General features: G+C 40.1%; 16 protein-coding genes. 9 read left to right on the top strand and 7 right to left on the bottom strand.

The features are described from left to right. Nucleotides 1-3 precede the first annotated feature (3 nt). The 5 genes from LV83_RS16810 to LV83_RS16790 all read left to right on the top strand — a co-directional run bounded on the left by LV83_RS16810 (nt 4) and on the right by LV83_RS16790 (nt 4904). Nucleotides 4-723, top strand: coding sequence for an NAD-dependent epimerase/dehydratase family protein (locus LV83_RS16810; protein ID WP_111612725.1), 720 nt, complete (start codon nt 4-6; stop codon nt 721-723). Then, nucleotides 720-1172, top strand: coding sequence for a D-aminoacyl-tRNA deacylase (gene dtd, locus LV83_RS16805; RefSeq protein ID WP_111612724.1), 453 nt, complete (start codon nt 720-722; stop codon nt 1170-1172). The genes LV83_RS16810 and dtd overlap by 4 nt, the downstream gene beginning before the upstream one ends. Before the next feature lie 92 nt (nt 1173-1264). Next, nucleotides 1265-2743, top strand: coding sequence for a sulfatase family protein (locus LV83_RS16800; RefSeq protein WP_111612723.1), 1479 nt, complete (start codon nt 1265-1267; stop codon nt 2741-2743). 77 nt (nt 2744-2820) lie between these two features. After that, entirely contained in the window at nt 2821-4296 is a 1476-nt protein-coding gene (locus LV83_RS16795; RefSeq protein ID WP_111612822.1) for an ATP-binding cassette domain-containing protein, read from the top strand. Nucleotides 4297-4595: 299 nt separating this feature from the next. Further along, complete coding sequence (locus tag LV83_RS16790) at nt 4596-4904, top strand: 3D domain-containing protein (protein WP_245947082.1); 309 nt, start codon at nt 4596-4598, stop codon at nt 4902-4904. 94 nt (nt 4905-4998) lie between these two features. Here LV83_RS16790 and LV83_RS21760 read toward each other — a convergent pair whose 3' ends face one another. Together LV83_RS21760 and LV83_RS16775 are read right to left on the bottom strand one after the other, a co-directional pair. Next, on the bottom strand, nt 4999-7695 hold the full coding sequence (locus tag LV83_RS21760; protein WP_317046694.1) for an alginate lyase family protein: 2697 nt from the start codon (nt 7693-7695) through the stop codon (nt 4999-5001). A 45-nt stretch (nt 7696-7740) separates the two neighbouring features. Beyond that, entirely contained in the window at nt 7741-8025 is a 285-nt protein-coding gene (locus tag LV83_RS16775) for an RNA polymerase alpha subunit C-terminal domain-containing protein (protein ID WP_111612721.1), read from the bottom strand. Between the two features lie 127 nt (nt 8026-8152). Between LV83_RS16775 and LV83_RS16770 the strand changes: the two genes are divergently transcribed. The 3 genes from LV83_RS16770 (at nt 8153) to LV83_RS16760 (ending at nt 10107) form a co-directional block, all read left to right on the top strand. Further along, entirely contained in the window at nt 8153-8359 is a 207-nt protein-coding gene (locus LV83_RS16770; RefSeq protein ID WP_111612821.1) for a type II toxin-antitoxin system VapB family antitoxin, read from the top strand. Beyond that, on the top strand, nt 8356-8745 hold the full coding sequence (locus LV83_RS16765) for a PIN domain-containing protein (protein ID WP_111612720.1): 390 nt from the start codon (nt 8356-8358) through the stop codon (nt 8743-8745). Before LV83_RS16770 ends, LV83_RS16765 begins: the two co-directional genes overlap by 4 nt. 93 nt (nt 8746-8838) lie before the next feature. After that, entirely contained in the window at nt 8839-10107 is a 1269-nt protein-coding gene (locus LV83_RS16760; protein WP_111612719.1) for an aminotransferase class V-fold PLP-dependent enzyme, read from the top strand. Between the two features lie 82 nt (nt 10108-10189). On the opposite strand, the gene LV83_RS16755 is transcribed toward LV83_RS16760, so the two are convergent. The 4 genes from LV83_RS16755 to LV83_RS16740 all read right to left on the bottom strand — a co-directional run bounded on the left by LV83_RS16755 (nt 10190) and on the right by LV83_RS16740 (nt 14412). Next, nucleotides 10190-10564: an iron chaperone gene (locus LV83_RS16755; protein ID WP_111612718.1), complete on the bottom strand. Its 375-nt coding sequence runs from the start codon at nt 10562-10564 to the stop codon at nt 10190-10192. A 51-nt stretch (nt 10565-10615) separates the two neighbouring features. Continuing rightward, nucleotides 10616-11608: a hypothetical protein gene (locus LV83_RS16750; protein WP_146613745.1), complete on the bottom strand. Its 993-nt coding sequence runs from the start codon at nt 11606-11608 to the stop codon at nt 10616-10618. 5 nt (nt 11609-11613) lie between these two features. Beyond that, nucleotides 11614-13176, bottom strand: coding sequence for a M81 family metallopeptidase (locus tag LV83_RS16745; protein WP_111612716.1), 1563 nt, complete (start codon nt 13174-13176; stop codon nt 11614-11616). Nucleotides 13177-13314: 138 nt separating this feature from the next. After that, nucleotides 13315-14412, bottom strand: coding sequence for a VanZ family protein (locus tag LV83_RS16740; protein ID WP_111612715.1), 1098 nt, complete (start codon nt 14410-14412; stop codon nt 13315-13317). A gap of 151 nt (nt 14413-14563) precedes the next feature. Here LV83_RS16740 and LV83_RS16735 point away from each other — a divergent pair, with 151 nt between their 5' ends. Then, nucleotides 14564-14902, top strand: a complete 339-nt coding sequence (locus tag LV83_RS16735) for a nucleotide pyrophosphohydrolase (RefSeq protein WP_211320497.1) — start codon at nt 14564-14566, stop codon at nt 14900-14902. An 8-nt stretch (nt 14903-14910) separates the two neighbouring features. Here the strand turns inward: LV83_RS16735 and LV83_RS16730 are convergent, their stop codons facing one another. Beyond that, entirely contained in the window at nt 14911-16395 is a 1485-nt protein-coding gene (locus tag LV83_RS16730) for a sulfatase (protein WP_111612714.1), read from the bottom strand. Nucleotides 16396-16430: the final 35 nt, after the last annotated feature.

Below are 16430 nucleotides of genomic sequence, written 5' to 3'. Positions count from 1 at the left end.
ACTATGCGAATCGCCCTAATTTCCGGAGCTTCAGGCCTTGTAGGAAAGGCATTACTTCACCAGATTTTTAAAAGCGAGGACTACGACTACGTCTTAAGCGTTGGTCGAAGAAAGCTTGCTATCAAGCAGCAGAAGCTTATTCAGATTGAAGGTGATATGGCGAAAATTGACAGCTGGGATTGGGAAGGTAAAATTTCTACACAGAGTTTGAGTGGAGAATATTTCCCACTAATTGAAGGTTTGAAGAAAAAGGAGGCTGAAGTACATGCTTTCTGCTCATTAGGGACAACCATCAAGCAAGCAGGGTCGAAGGAGAAGTTTTTTGCGATAGACCATGATCTGGTCATTTCATTTGCTGAGTGGACAAAAACTTTGGGGGCATCCAAATTTCTCTATGTTTCTTCCTCTGGAGCTGACGCTAAATCTTCGATCTTTTACAGCCAGACAAAAGGTAAAACGGAGGATGACTTAAAAGCTATAGGCTTTGATTATCTGGGATTATTCAGGCCATCCTTACTGATGGGGAACCGATCTGAGTTCCGATTAGGTGAGCAAGTAGCCCAAGTAGTGATGAAGCCTCTGATTTGGTTGAAGCTTTTTAAAAATCTCCGCCCGATTTACGATTACCAAGTTGCCAAAGGCATGGTAAAAACTGCTTTAGCCACTAAATCAATGTCTGAAGAAATTATAAGCTCTGGGGAATTACAAGATCTAAGCAAATGATAATAGTTATTCAACGTGTATCTAAAGCATCAGTAAAAATTGATGGAAAAATCAAAGCAGAGATATCAACTGGATTGATGATTTTAGTGGGAATTGAAGAATCAGATAATCAAGAAGATATTGGCTGGCTTTCAAAAAAAATCGTGAACCTCCGTATTTTTCCCGATGAAAATGAAGTGATGAATAAAAGCGTGCTAGATATCAACGGCGAGATTTTATTGATTTCTCAATTCACCTTACACGCCAGCACCAAAAAGGGGAATAGACCTTCTTACATCAAAGCTGCGAGACCGGAAATTGCTATTCCATTGTATGAGCAGATGATTCAAACGTTGGAAGCGGAATTGGGCAAGCCAATCGGCACGGGGGAATTCGGAGCTGATATGAAAGTGTCTTTAGTTAACGATGGCCCAGTCACGATTTTGATGGATAGTAAGAATAAAGTCTAACTCATCGACAGGTTAGAACAGGATAGGATGTGGTCTGTTTTATCTACTTTAGAGAAGTATAATTTAGGTTTTGCTTACTCTAATCCTCTTTCATGAAAACCCAATCTATCCTTAAATTTTTTGCTTTTTCTCTACTCATTACTCAATTGTTTTGCAGCTGTAGTAAGCCTAGTCAGGAATCCAACGAAAGCCAAGTAAAGCCGAATGTGATCATCATTCTTGCCGATCAATGGAGAGCTCAGGAAGTCGGATACATGGGAAATACACAAATCAAAACTCCAAACTTAGATAAGCTTGCTTCAGAGAGTTTGATTTTTGAAAATACCGTAACCACTATGGCTGTTTGTGCGCCGTGGAGAGCGAGTTTTTTAACCGGTCAATATCCTTTGACCCATGGTGTGTTTTACAATGATAAACCCTTGCCAAATGAAGCTCTGACCATGGCGGAGATCTATAAGGATCAGGGATACGCCACTGGGTATATTGGAAAATGGCATTTGAATGGCCATGAGAGAGGAGAGCATCATTTCAGTTCGAGGGATTTGCCGGTACCAAAGGATAGGAGGCAGGGCTTTGATTACTGGAAGGTCAGAGAGGTGACGCACAACTATAACAATAGCTTTTATTTCGACGAAAATGACGAGAAGCACACTTGGGAAGGGTACGATGTTTTTCCTCAGACGGATAGTGCGATTAGTTATTTCCAAAAGAATAAAGAGAATCCGTTCGTGTTGATGTTGTCCTATGGGCCACCTCATGACCCTTATTTTTCTGCACCTAAAGAGTTTCAGGATTTATATGACGCAAGTACATTGGAAGTTCGTCCCAATGTCCCTGAAGCTTTACAAGACTCCGCGAGAAGGGTTATGGCTGGTTATTATGCGCATGCTTCGGCGATAGACTTTGCGATTGGGAATTTATTGGATGCGTTGGATAAAGCGGGAATTGCAGATAATACGATTCTGGTTTTCACATCCGAGCATGGGGATATGCTCATGTCCAAGGGAGTTCTGAAAAAGCAAAGACCCTATGATGAGGCGATTAAAGTCCCGATGTTGATCCGTTACCCTGCAAAATTTGGAGAGAAAAGCAGAAAAGTGAATGACCCAATTGGTACGCCAGATTTATTGCCTACCCTACTCGGGTTAAGTGATATTGCTTCGCCTGAGAGTATAGAGGGTCAGGATTTTTCCGGTGAGTTGTTAGCCGGAGAAGATTTGGGAAATGAAGCTGCTTTAATTATGCTTCCCGTGCCTTTTCACGAGTGGAAATTCCAAAACGGAGGAAGAGAGTTTCGAGGTATTCGGACCAAGAGATATACTTACGTAGAAGATTTAAAAGGTCCTTGGTTGCTCTATGACAATGAAAAAGATCCTTACCAGCAAAATAACTTAGTCAATGATCCGGAATTTTCGGAACTGCAAAATCAGCTGGAAGGTATTTTGATGGAAAAGCTGAAAGTTACAAATGATACTTTCCTGCCGGCTGATGAGTATATGATTCAGTATAATTATCTCTATGATGCACAGGATAGCCTCCGTCAACCGAATTATTTGGAAGTTAATCGATAGCCCAACTTGTTTTAATGAAGTTGGATTTTGACCGTTTCGGAGATTTTGCCAATCTTCAATTTTCAAACCCCTCTATTTTGTCAACCTCACTTCTTAGCATTCATTCCGCACAAGTTCTAACCAAGGGAAAACAAGTTTTTGAATCGCTAGATTTCAATTGGGAAACCGGGCAGCAATGGGCGATTATTGGGACTTCTGGTGCAGAGATGACTGCGTTCATAGAAACCATACGAGGAAATGCAGTGATTCCAAAAGGGGAGATCAGGCGACCATTCGCAAAAGAGTACACAGAAGAGAAAACTCAGTCAGGTGAAATCAACTCCTTCCGAGATCTGATTGCCTACGTTTCGCAGCGCTACGAAATCCGCAATAAATCCAATCAACAGAACTTCTATTTTCAGCAGCGATTCAATTCTTCTGAGTCAAATGATACCGCCACCGTACGAGAGTATTTGGTAGAAGTTAACTCGAAAGTTGGAGGGCCATGGACTTTGGAAACCATATCTGAATTGCTGCATTTAGAGAATCTATTGGATAAGTCACTGCTTTTGCTTTCCAATGGTGAAACAAGACGATTAGCTTTAGGTATGGGGCTGATGCGTCAGCCAAAAATCTACCTGATGGATCAGCCGATGACTGGTTTGGATGTGAAAAGTAGGGCAGAGTTTGGTGAAATTTTGAAAGTTATAATCTCCAAAGGAGTTCAAGTGTTGATGACTACTTCTGCAAATGAAATTCCAGAAGGCATTACTCATGTAGCCAAATTAAGTGGAAAAGGAATAGAGAAGAGTTGGCAGGTAGATGACTTTCATTTGACAACAAAGCAAGAGCAAAATCTCTCTTACGATTGGGAGTTGTTGGATTCTTTAATTCCAAAATTCCCTAATGAAGATAAAGAGGTGATCCGTCTGGAAAACCTCACGATCAAATACGGAGAAAAGCAGATTCTTAATAATCTCAATTGGGAAGTACGATCTGGTGAGCGCTGGCTGCTAAAAGGATCAAATGGCTCTGGGAAATCTACTTTAATCAGTTTGTTAATCGGAGAAAATCCCCAAGCCTATTCACAGAATCTCTGGCTTTTTGGGCGTAAAAGAGGAACCGGCGAAAGCATCTGGGATGTGAAGCGACCTACGGGTTTTGTAGCTCCCGAACTCAGCCGATTCTTCCCCACCAACCAAACCTGTCGCAAAGTCATCCTTTCAGGACTTTTCGATACCATGGGTTTATACAAAAAAGTAACAGCTGAGCAGGAAACGTTAGCTGATTCCTGGATGAATCTTTTTCAACTGGAAAGCTTTACAAATATTCCGATCAATCGACTTTCTCTGGAAAACCAACGCTGGACTTTGCTGGCTAGAGCGCTGATCAAGGAACCTAAATTGCTGATTCTCGATGAGGCCTCTCAGGGAATGGATGAGTTTCAGCGAAGACTTTTCAAAGATACGGTGCAGCAAATCTGTGAGCGTAGTAGTATTACTCTGATTTATGTCAGTCACTACGCTGAAGATGTGCCGGAGGCGGTGGGGAAGGTGATAGAATTGAAAAGCTAACACTTTATTCCATATAAGTCAGGTCAATAGTAAGGCTTCCTAAATCTAACTAGTGCAAAGTTATTTATTTTCTAGTTGGATGAATTATAAACCTCAATACTATGTATAATTTTACATTAATTAATAGATGTATTATATTATTTATTGACTAGTTTGATTAATGCTAATATTGTTATTGTATAACATTTTTCAATAAAATGAGTATACTTAGTATGTGTCAACCTTTAAAAAACATACAAATTCTTGCTATTTTAATTATATTTTTTGTTTCCTCTTGTAGCAAACCTAAGACTAAATCTATGGAGGTAGTGGCTACTGCATATAATTCTGTAACAGCCCAAACTGACGGTGATCCGTCTATTACCGCATGGGGAGATACTTTAGAACCAGGCATGAAAGCTGTGGCGATATCAAGAGATCTTCTCGATTCAGGGCTTTATTATAATATGGACATTACCATAGAAGGTCTTGAAGGAAGGTATAAAGTTCTAGACAAAATGAATAGAAGGTGGGTTAATAAAATTGATATTTACATGGGGCTGAATGTACTTGAAGCTCGTCAATGGGGTAAGCAGTATGTGACTATAAGCTATAGACCTTCTGAATAGTTGTTACATATAAATTTGATTAGAAATTAAATCTATCGAATCTATCGAAATTAATTATTTGCGATAAGATAGATATAATTAATAATAGAGCTTTTTATTTTCTATTAACTTTTACATTTTTAAACATCCAGTCATTATCACTAACCCTCAACTCATTTCCGCTCGATGTAGTCACATTCTTTAGCGTAACTTCTTTAGTTAGCACATAAGGGAACTTCTCCTGGTAGGTTTCATCAATTCTTTCTGAATTGAAATTCCCGAATATAGCTGGTCCTTGATAGTCCTCTGGATGATTGGAGTCATCGATTTTTAGATTTTCAACAATGATCTGTTCAGGCATATAGCAGGTGTATCCGAAATCGTGTTGGCCGGAATTATAGCCATTAATCAGGGAAGCGCTGTAGGATTTACCACCATTTGGAATAAATGTACAATCACGGATTATCAATTTCCCCTCCCATGTGCTACCGTAGTCGGAACGTAGGTTGATTAGGCTCCTTCCTCTTATCTCCGAGTTTTCTACTGTGAAAGTTCCAGTGCCGATGGCATTGATACCCATGTGTCCAAGTTTGGAATTTCGGATAGTCGCATTGGCTACCCCCATGTGCGCATCAAATCGGGATAGGGTGCATTTATCGAAAAGCAGATTCTTACTATAGTTTGAACCCATAATCCCCCAATACGTGCTGTCATCGATGTCATTAGTCTGTTTACAGTTGATAAATGATACATTCAGAGATCGGTTGACGATAATGTCGTAAGTACCCATAGTTACCGGCTTCCCTGCGGCGCCTATGGTTGAGAAGGTTTTGTGGCCTGTTAAAATGGTGTTCTTCACCGTGACGAATGCAGCTTTGCTAATATTGATAAACCCATTATATGGAGCACCATGATCGCCTTCTCCTATGATACGATGTTCTAAGGAATCAATCATTACATTGGAGCGCTGTATAGAAATATTTCTACTATAATAGTTGTACTTCGATTCCTCCTGATTGGCAATTGTCGTAAAATGTCCACCGGTAATTGTCAGCAGCTTTTCATCAATTGGAAGCACAGCGATATCAGTAATCTCATCAAAATCCCAAATGATAGGAGCGTTGCTGTCTATGTTGCCGTCTTTATCCACCAAGAAAATATCCGTTTGCGGAGCGCCATTGTTTTGGTTCAGACCATATCGGATATACTTCATCTTATTGGAATTGGTGACAGTGATCAAAGAAGGACTGGGTAAAGAGATATCGATTTTTTGCTTGTTTCTTTTCAGCGAAGAAATTCCCTCAGGTTTAAAATGTTTAAGGCCCGAACTAACCAGGAAAACTGAAGCAGTACGATTTTCGACTTCCCTGTCGTCAATTATGAATTTTGCTTGGCCAAAGTCAGTGTCAGTTTTTATGATCACTGGTTGATCTTTTCCACTTATATAATAAGTTGCGTCATCGTCTGCCTTCACCTTTAGCTTGTGTTTGTTGGCAAATTCATGAGTCGCTGAGATAGCAACTATATCATCGGTTTTCCCATCGCCTGTGGCACCAAAGTCACTGTATTTTACTAGCCCAGCAGCTATTATTTTTGTGGAAGCAGCTGTTGTCAATGTTGAGTTTCCTATAGAAGCTTTTTCCTGATCAGAAAGCCAAAGCAAGGGAAATCTCACCGGCATATTCCGAATGACTTCGGGTGTATCAAAATCTGCTTCAAGGGTATTCCAAAGGGCAAGATATTTTTCATTCTGATATGCCATGCCTCCAAAAAGCAGGAACGAATGGCGTACGGGCCATTTATCCCAATACATCACATCTTTCTGATAGGGCCAAGTGTTCTTGTTTTCTACATAAGGAAAGAGGAATGAGATGCCTTTAGCCAGTGATTTACCGGTTGGAGATTGATAAGAGAATAAGTTCTCCTCATCTTCAGCATAGACCTGACAAAGCGTTGCCATGGCGTCCAGTGTAAAAAGGGAATAGCCATAGGGTTTGGTGCGTTTCAACTCAAGTGGGAAACTTCCGTCTTCTGCCATTTGGTCTGGGAGAAGCACGGTTTTATACATTTCCTTACAGTAGTCCAGCACTTCTTGATTACCCACAAGTTTGGCGAAAACAGCCGCCTGCATCGCCCAGCACACACTATGATTATTGCCATGATCTCGCTCATCTATCCCATAGGGGTGTGTCGTCATCCAAGTCAGATATTCAGCAAACCAATTTTTCATCAGTTGGATATCTGACCTGGAAATCACTCCGGAGTCTTCCACTGCCTCTATTGCTTTGGCCACTTCCATGAGTTGGATGGTATCAATGATGCCAATTCCTCTACCTGTGACTTTTCCTTTGATCGCTTGGGCATAAAGTAGGTTTGGGTTCATCTTCGTGTCCTCGTCGATAAACCAAGCCTTGAGATGTGGTGCCAAAGCTGTGACATATTTATCGTCCTTGGTAACCAAATACGCCGAAGCTAGAGCACCTGAAATCTGGCTAAAGCGAATCATCGCCTCTCTATGTGCGGTGAAATTTTCAGGGTTTGTCAGTCCATCCCGCTGAATGTAAGGGCCGTCTGGATTCTCGGGATCAGGCCACCAATAATCTCCTTCGGAATAGAAATCATGGATCTCTCCGGCACTTCTAGGACTGGATTCTGCGGTTACGGTGATAGGTTTTTCTTTGGAATATTCATCCGCCAGTTGAATCACTCGAGTTCTTTCTTTTGCGAAAAGGTTTCCTTTTATATTCTCAGCTTTTTGCTGATTTAAGAAGGTACTGAGTGTAAAAAATAGAATAAGGATGTATTGAAGCATTTTGGGTTATGAGGATAAATTGCAACGAGAACTTTAAAATGCAATTTAATCTGAGCTTTTGAAAGTCAATCCCTTTTTCTCCATAGCATCCTTTAGCTTAGGTATTGAGCTTTTTCCCATGCCGTGCAGAGAAAGAATGTCTTGTTCAGTAAATGAGGTAAGTTTTTCCAAGGTATCAATTTGTTTCGATTCAAGTGCCCTTCTAGCAGGAGCTGGGATTTTGGACATAAATCCCTCTGTAGGTTTTCTCTCTTTTTGGCAGATCGGGCAAGTGGGACAATCACTTGTCTTATAGAATTGATGGCCTTCATCGCAAGTTTTGAGTGGCATGGGTTACGATTTTTTTTCTAAATAAATCCTTTTTGAATTATTTACCAATTCGGAAATATGATTTCCTAGTGTAAATAAACTTTATACGATGTGGTTTCGTATTTTTGTAGATAAACTATATAAATATATGAAAGTCACTGCGTTAATTGAAGATGAATTGATCCAAGATGTGATCGATATTTCAGGAGCGAAGAATATTACTGAAGCCTTGCGAATAGCTTTGAAAGATTACCGTTCTAGAAAGTTGATGCGAAACTATGCAAATAGTATTGCGGCTGAACCACTGGAGTTTACTTATGGAGCGAAGGAACTTCGTGATTTAAATCAGAAATGAATCGGGTATTAATTGATACCTCTATCTGGATAGAGTTCTTCAAAGCAAACCCGGTTTATTTTGAACCTTTTTTAGAGGTCATTGATCATGCGGAAATTTTCTCGATTGAATTGATTTTTGCAGAACTTATGCAAGGAGCAAAGGGTAAAAGAGAGATCGAAATGATTGATAAGTTTTATTTACAAATGAATATCGTTGATAGCCCTGGGATTATTTATCAAGCTGGAATTTTTGCAAGAGACAATAAACTGTTGAATCGTGGAATAGGATTGGTTGATTCTGTTTTTATTTCGACAGCGATCAGTCTTGACTTGGAGATCTGGACATTGGACAAGAAGATCCTAGATTTTGTGGAAAAGAAGAATATTTTTTCAGGATTGACTTGATTCTCCGATCAACCTGTTTTTTCAACTAGCTGGTAGCATTGGGTTTGATTTATTGAAGATCATTTTTTAAATCATAGAATAGCCACAAACCTTATGACAAGTAGAAGATCATTTATCCAGAAACTTAGCGCAGGAATTGCAATTCCAGGCTTATTCTCCTTTAATTCGCCACATCACATTGCTTCAAATACGATAAACCATTCAATACAAGGCGAGGAGTTTTGGAATGATGTGCGAAAGAAATTCCCGCTTAAGGACAGTAGAGTTTACCTAAATAACGGAACCTTTGGCCCATCTCCTCAGGTGGTTTTGGATGCGTTACAAAGCTCTTTTGAAGAAACAAATACTTCTGGGGAATATGGTCATATTGAGCCAGAACGGGAGAAATTGGCTGCTTATGTAGGGATAAAAACCTCCGAGATTTCACTGACTCATAATACTACTGAGGGGATTAATATTATATGTTGGGGGCTTCCTCTGAAAGCCGGTGATGAGGTGATTATTACTTTGCATGAGCATGTGGGGAATGCCTTGCCTTGGCTCAATAGAGCCAAATTGCATGGCATTATTCTAAAGCCTTTTGAACCCAAAGCTACTCAAGCTGAGAATTTGGATCTGATCAAAAGTCTGGTAACTCCCAAAACGAAAGTTATCGCTATTCCCCATGTTACCTGTACAACGGGATTGGTCTTTCCGATCAAAGAGATTTCAGCTTTCGCTAGAAGCAAAGGAATATTTACCGCAATCGATGGGGCTCATGGAGCAGGAACTTTTGATTTAAACCTCAACGATCTGGGTTGCGATCTTTATACCAGCAGTTATCATAAGTGGGTTTTGGGGCCAAATGGGACTGGGTTTCTATATGTGCGAGAGGAAGTTTTGGAACAAGTTCAAGCTTATCAAGTAGGTGCGTATTCGGATTTGGGTTGGGATATGTATCAAAATCCGCCCGAATTCAAAGGCTATGTGCCAACTGCCCATCGTTTTGATTATGGCAGTCAAAGTTTACCTATGATGAAGGGAGCTGTGGCCGCGACGTACTTTCATGCAGAAATTGGCAAAGGAAAAGTTGAAGCCAGAGTTCGAGAATTGAATCAATACCTCTTCGATGGGCTAGTTGAAATGAATTCGTTACTGGATGTTTTAAGTCCTTCAGAATCGGAATCGAGAATCTCTATGGTGACTTTCAAGCCTAAGAAAATGAATTTCCAGGAAGCTGCTGGCTTGATTAGCAAAGAGGGTTTCCGGATTAGTCAAGTTCCTGAAAGCAAGTTGGATGCTATCCGGATTTCAACTCATATTTATAACAGTAAAGCTGAGATTGATAGTTTTTTGGAGGCAACTAAAAAGGTGCTGGGTTAGGTTTTTATACCGTAAAGCGGACCGATTTTAACCCAAAGAGCACAGTACTTTATCAATCAAAAGGGCGTCGAAGCTTTAATAATTACTTTTTCTTCTTCGCTTTTGCCCTTTGTTCAGCTTCTTCAGCTCTGAATTTTGCAATGTCAGCGATTAACTTCAAAGGCAAGGGTTTGTCATAAGGAATCTGAATTGCTCCTTTTGAAGTCACGAAACCTTCCAGTTCTTTCTTGAATTCACTCACGCCACTATTTGTAGGATAAAAGCCTATGTGTTTTTTCGCTGCAGCAAAATAAACCAAATCTTCCGTGGTCTTGTATGCTGGCATGTGATAACTGATCACTTCTTTGGCTTTTGGAAGTGCATTCAGAATTGTATCACGAATTTGCTCCAGCTTTTCCCGAATTTCAGGAGAGCACCAGCTTAGGTATTCTTCGACTGAGGAAGGTTTTGGGTTCATCAATTTTTTGAGATGTTAGATATTAGACTTAAGATTCAAGACTTTTCTTTCTTATAATAATTCATCCTGTTTAAACTCTTTGTTTTCAATTTGTTCTCCTTCTTTCTCAATATTAATTGAGCTTAATTCGCCGTTTTCATAAAAATATTTACTCTCTCTATACTGTTTTTTACGGTCATATATTTCTTCATTGCGCAGATACCAACCATCTGTACCTTTTGAAAAAGACTGAAATCGAATCTCTTCGCCTTTATTATTATAAAAGATAATTGTACTAGGTTGCGATTCTGGCCCAGCTAAGCTATAATTAATGGTTTTATCCACCTTATGACCTTTACTATAACTTGATTTAGTAGCTGGTTTTCCAGAGCGGAAATACCAATTAAAGTCTCCATCCAATATTCCTTTTTTGTAGGAACCCTGACCATAAATTTTCCCATCTGGGAAAAAGTAAGTTACTGACCCATTTCTTTTTCCTTTTTTGAAGTGTAGAACTCTTTCGATATTACCATTTTCATAAAACATGGTATCGGGTCCGGATTCTGGAAAATCTTGTTTTTTATCTATGTTAAAAGCACTATCTAAGAAAGCTAATTGCTTAAAGCCACGTCCATGTTCCCAATCTCGATATCCATCATCAGCTGTGTATAATATTGTTCTTGAACATGGCTGTATAATCATTCCACCCTCTTTTGTTTTTCCAAAAATTAACCACTCCTGATTTTCCTTCATTCCAAAATCACACGAAGTCCATATTTCTGATAAGTAATTCCCTCCCCTTACCACTAGGCTGCTGTTTTTCTTTCCTTTATAATTTCGGATTTCTTCAATATCCATTTTGAATTCTATATCAATGGATCTTGAGATACCAGAATCTGGTACATGAACAGGATAAACTTTTATTACTTTAACCAAGGCTATGTAATCATTTTCTTCTATGTCTTTGCCAGACATTTGGCCTAGAAACGCACATTTGCATGCGATTACCTCAGAAGAAAGGGCTAAAGAAAAAAGGATTAATAAGAGTTTACCAAGTTTATTCACACGATTTACTTTTGTAGTTTGTCAGCCGCAGGAACCAATTTAGCTTTTAAATCCGGATCGGCCATATCCTTATCCAACGGGAACATCGGGCGATTGATACGCTTGTAGCCTAATCTCTCCAAGTCCTGATCTACTCCTCCTGGAGTCAAAGCCATCACCCAATCTGCTCGCATATCGTAAAGTTCCGGTACCAAATACCCGATTTTCACTACTACAATATCCGCCTCTCTTGGCTTCAAACCTAGATCTGTAAAGTCACTTTCATTGTGATAAGGCTTACGCTTTTTGGTCACGATTACATGCACAGAACCTACTTTCACTACAACTTCAACTTCCGCTGCGCCATCACCTTCTTTGATAGCTTCCACAGTTCCATTTAGCATTACAGGCGGAGCAAATCTATCATCAATCGCTGCCCCGGCAGTTCCTTCTACTTTTCCACCTACGCCTGCTTCAATTGCTTTCTCGACAAACTCAGGTCCTGGAATAGAAGCATAAATCAAAGTTGGGCCATTTTCAGATTTGAACTCTGGTCTCTTCAGGATTTCTGTCAAAGTCCAAGTCACATCACCGGCACCACCTGCAGTTGGGTTGTCACCCATATCTGATATCATGAATGGCTTCTTGTCACTTGCAATGGCCATGTCTAGGCTTTCTTCCAAAGTAGCTACAGGCGCTACAAATTCAAATTCATTCCGCACATCCCAAAAGCTTTGAGCCAATTCTTCGGCAGATTCAGTTACTGCTTTCTCATCATCTCCAGTCACCATCACCACTGCATGATTTCGAGGTTCATCTGCCCAAGCATAGCCAATCCAGATCGCTGCATCGATCACGCCTTCCTTTTTGGTCATGGGATCTACTTTTGCATAAAGGCTTTTGCCTGGGTCAATTCTCGTACTTGTCTTTTCGCCTGGAAGTAGGATTGGAACAGGGATCCAAGCCTTGTAAGCAGGTTTTCCTTTTCCACTTTCCAGTCGATCCAGCATGTTTTCAACGGCGCGTTGCTTAGATTCCAAAGCATCCTCATGAGGCGCCATTCTATAGCAAGTGATCAAATCGGTATTTTCTGCCAATCTCCAAGAGACATTTCCGTGCAAATCCATAGAAGTGGAAATCAAGGTCTCCGGCCCAACTACCTCTCGAACACGGATAATAAAATCACCCTCAGGATCATCCAATCCCACCACACTCATGGCTCCATGGATATCGAAGAAAAGTCCATCGTAAGGAAGGTTTTCTTTGAGCATATCTAGGGTCTTCCCCACAAGCTCTTCGTATGCTTCACGAGTAACAATACCACCCGGGATGGCATGACCACGCAAGGTTGGGAACCATTCCGCTCTTCCTCGATCTGTCGATGCGGAATCTAAGAAAGGATAATAATTGAAAATATCGTCCCCCTCTCTAGTCCGGAAAGCAGCCACATCACTAGTTGCTGGCGAAAAAGTACTGGATTCTATAGCCAAACCTGCGATGGCAATGCGTGGAAGTGGCCTTGATTCCTCCTTCGTCGAGCACGAAATGCTAACTAAAATGGTGAAAAGAATTGCGATAAATTTGTTCATAGCTGATGGCTAGTTTATGTTTCAAGTGAAAAAGATATTTGCCTATATCAGCTTTCAATTTAAACTAACATCTCGAAACATTATCAAAATTTTCTAAGAATGATCTGATTCTAAATCAATATTTTTTTTAAAGATCTCTCAGTTTCGATCTGATCGACTTGCAAGGATCTGGGTGGTATGTGCAAATCTATCCAGCCAGCCTCGGTGATCTTTTCTGATGAAAGTCACTAAGACCGTACCTACAAACCAAATCGCCAAGAAAAGCAGGTAGAGGAAAAGATAAAGTCTGTTGTCAAATCGAGTATCGATCAGAAATTTAGAAACCTCACCAACGAGAAAAGGCAAAATCAAAAATATGCCGTAGCGTGCAATTAGATCTTTGTAGGTAAGGGCCAAACCATCCATTCTGATGATTCGGATTCCGAGTAACTTTTTTCCAAAAGTCTGACCGTTAGTGATTTTGCTTACGAAAATAAAGTAAAAGAATATCAACCCTACTTTCATTAGAGAAAGTACCCATACGTTCTCAGTTAGACCTTCTATGACATAGGAAGTAAATAAAATTACCAGTAGAGAGTCTACAAAGATTGCTAAAAATCGCTGGGTCAAAGTTACATTGCTTCGATTCAAAAGAGGTTTGCTGGAAACATTAGGAAGGACATCTGAGTATCGGGCAATTACAAAACCTATAAAACATCCAAATGTATTGGTGATCAAGTCATCCACCTCAAAATGGCGGAATCTGCATGGATACAAGCCATAAATCGCTGTGAGCTGCGTGACCTCAAAGAAAAGTGAGGTCAGAAATCCGATCAAAGTCACCAGCCAGGCATTCTTAATTTGGAACAAATACCTGAGAAAAAAGCCCAAAGGCATCAATAGTAAAACATTGAATGCAGTTACCTTGAAGGTGGTACTTTTCACTATACCGAATAGGGAGATATTTCCCTGAACTTCTCGAAAGGTGTCTTTGATAAAACGGAAGGGAAAATAACTTGGGATAAATCTTCCAGCTCTTACTTCGCAGAAATCAGCAGTTATTTCCGGTAAGGGAAGCAACGTCAAAAAGAATGCTGTCATGGAGTAAAACGCAAAAACATAGAACACCAAACTCCTGTTGAACTGGACATATCCTATTTTCTTATATTGAAAGTAGGCGTAGGGTACAAAGCTCAAAACAGCTGCTAATGGAAAATAGAGGATGGATGTTCGAATAACCTCAAAATATTGATTCATGCACTCTGTTTTAGCGTCACTGAAAGGGCTTTTATTTTTTTGCACCTTTCTATTAAAAGAAAACAGTTAACAATAACTGATCCTTTTAGACACGAAATCAACAGATAGTACAAGGATAGATTGTTAATTTTGACTAAATCATACCCGCACTATGAAAGACGAAATCACATTAAAAGAAGCTCAAGCTCAAGTTGATCAGTGGATCAAAACAGTTGGTGTCCGATACTTCAACGAGTTGACAAACATGACCATATTAATGGAAGAAGTGGGAGAGTTGGCCAGAATCATGTCCCGAACGTTTGGAGAGCAATCGTTCAAAGAATCAGACAAAGGGAAAGATTTAGGCGATGAAATGGCTGATGTGCTTTGGGTATTAATTTGCTTGGCAAATCAAACGGGCGTGGATCTCACCGAGGCTATGAAAAAGAATTTTGAGAAAAAGAATGTTCGTGACATCGATCGGCACAAGAATAACGAAAAATTGAAATAGGAATCGTATTATTTTTTGTTGTAAAGCCCAGTATTTCCTTCTTGCCATAAAGGCATCAAATTCGCCACGATTTCTGGATTTTCCGCCGCGATATTGATAGATTCTAACGGATCTTTTTGATGATCGTAAAGCTCAATTGTCGGCTCAGCACCTCTAAAATATTGCGTTAATCTGTACCGATCTGTTCTCAAAGAAATTCCATTTTTATAATAGGAGTAGGCTACATTTCCAGTTTGAGATTCTTCAGATTTAAGGAGCTTCGCAAAGCTTTTTCCATCCAAGCCTGCAGGCTTCTCTATTCCGGTCAATTCCATCAGCGTTGGATAAATATCCACAGACTCCACTATCGAATCATCGATTTTGGAAATGTTTGAAGCCGGGATTTTAAAGATCAGCGCCGAATTTAAAGCATTTTCAAAAAGTGTATGTTTACCCCAAACCTGTTGCTCTCCCAAATGCCAACCATGATCTCCCCAAACAATTACGATGGTGTTTTGATCCAGCTCGAGAGCTTTCAATTCATCCAGAATCAACCCGATCTGAGCATCAGAATAACTAGCTGCTGCATAATATGCATGCTTGATTTTTCGCGCATACTCATCAGAAAGTACATTGTCCAATCCAGCTTTTTCCTCACCCAATTCATAGCCATTAAACTCGCCACTTTCTTGTAAGCTAGCCTTTGCTACATTTTGCGGTTTTTTAGGGTTTTTGGCCAAAGAGATTTGGTCCTTGTCGTATAGATCCCAGTATTTTTGCGGAGCAGTGAAAGGAAGATGAGGTTTGAATAGTCCCACACCTAAGAAAAATGGTTGAGAGCTGTTTTTCAATTCCCTAAGTTTTTTGATAGCTAATTGAGTGGTCAGTCCATCAGGATAGCCTAAGTCGTCGACAGCTGCAGCCTCGTAGGGTTTAACTTGCCGATTCATACTTTGCCGGTTTTCACCGTTTGCATAGGCAAAAAAAGCATTCCAACCAGTCCCCCACTTTCCAGGATCGAAAAGGAATTCATCCCAACTATAGGGAAGTTCTTTTTTGTCAGAAACCTCCTCCTCATAGCCATACACATAGCCATCTACCGAATGAGAGATTTTTCCCATTCCTACAGTGTAATAACCATTTCTTCTGAGATGATGGATAAATGTCTCTGGAAGTTCAGTTTCCTGTTTTACAGAAAATTCGTCCTGCATGATGTTGTTGCCCAATTCCGCAATTCGCCCAGGCCTTTTTCCTGTGAGAAAAGCAGCTCGAGATGCACCACAGGTTGGTACTTGCACAAAATGATTGGAGAAACTTACCCCTTGCGATGCTAGTTTGTCTAAATTGGGAGTGATGATTGTACTTTTTTCAAAATGACCCAACTCAGCTCTAAAGTCATCTACAGCTATGAAGAGGATATTTGGTTTGGTGAACTGAGCAGTTGAAGTTAAGCTGCAACTTATAAATCCAAAAATAAAAATAAGGTGTTTTGGGTTTAGGAAAATGTTCGTCATGGCAGATTCTAACCAGAATTTTATATCGAAATACT

Origin of the sequence: Algoriphagus yeomjeoni (assembly GCF_003259505.1) — a bacterium.
Classification (GTDB): domain Bacteria; phylum Bacteroidota; class Bacteroidia; order Cytophagales; family Cyclobacteriaceae; genus Algoriphagus; species Algoriphagus yeomjeoni.
This window is presented reverse-complemented; position numbering and strand designations above follow the sequence as displayed.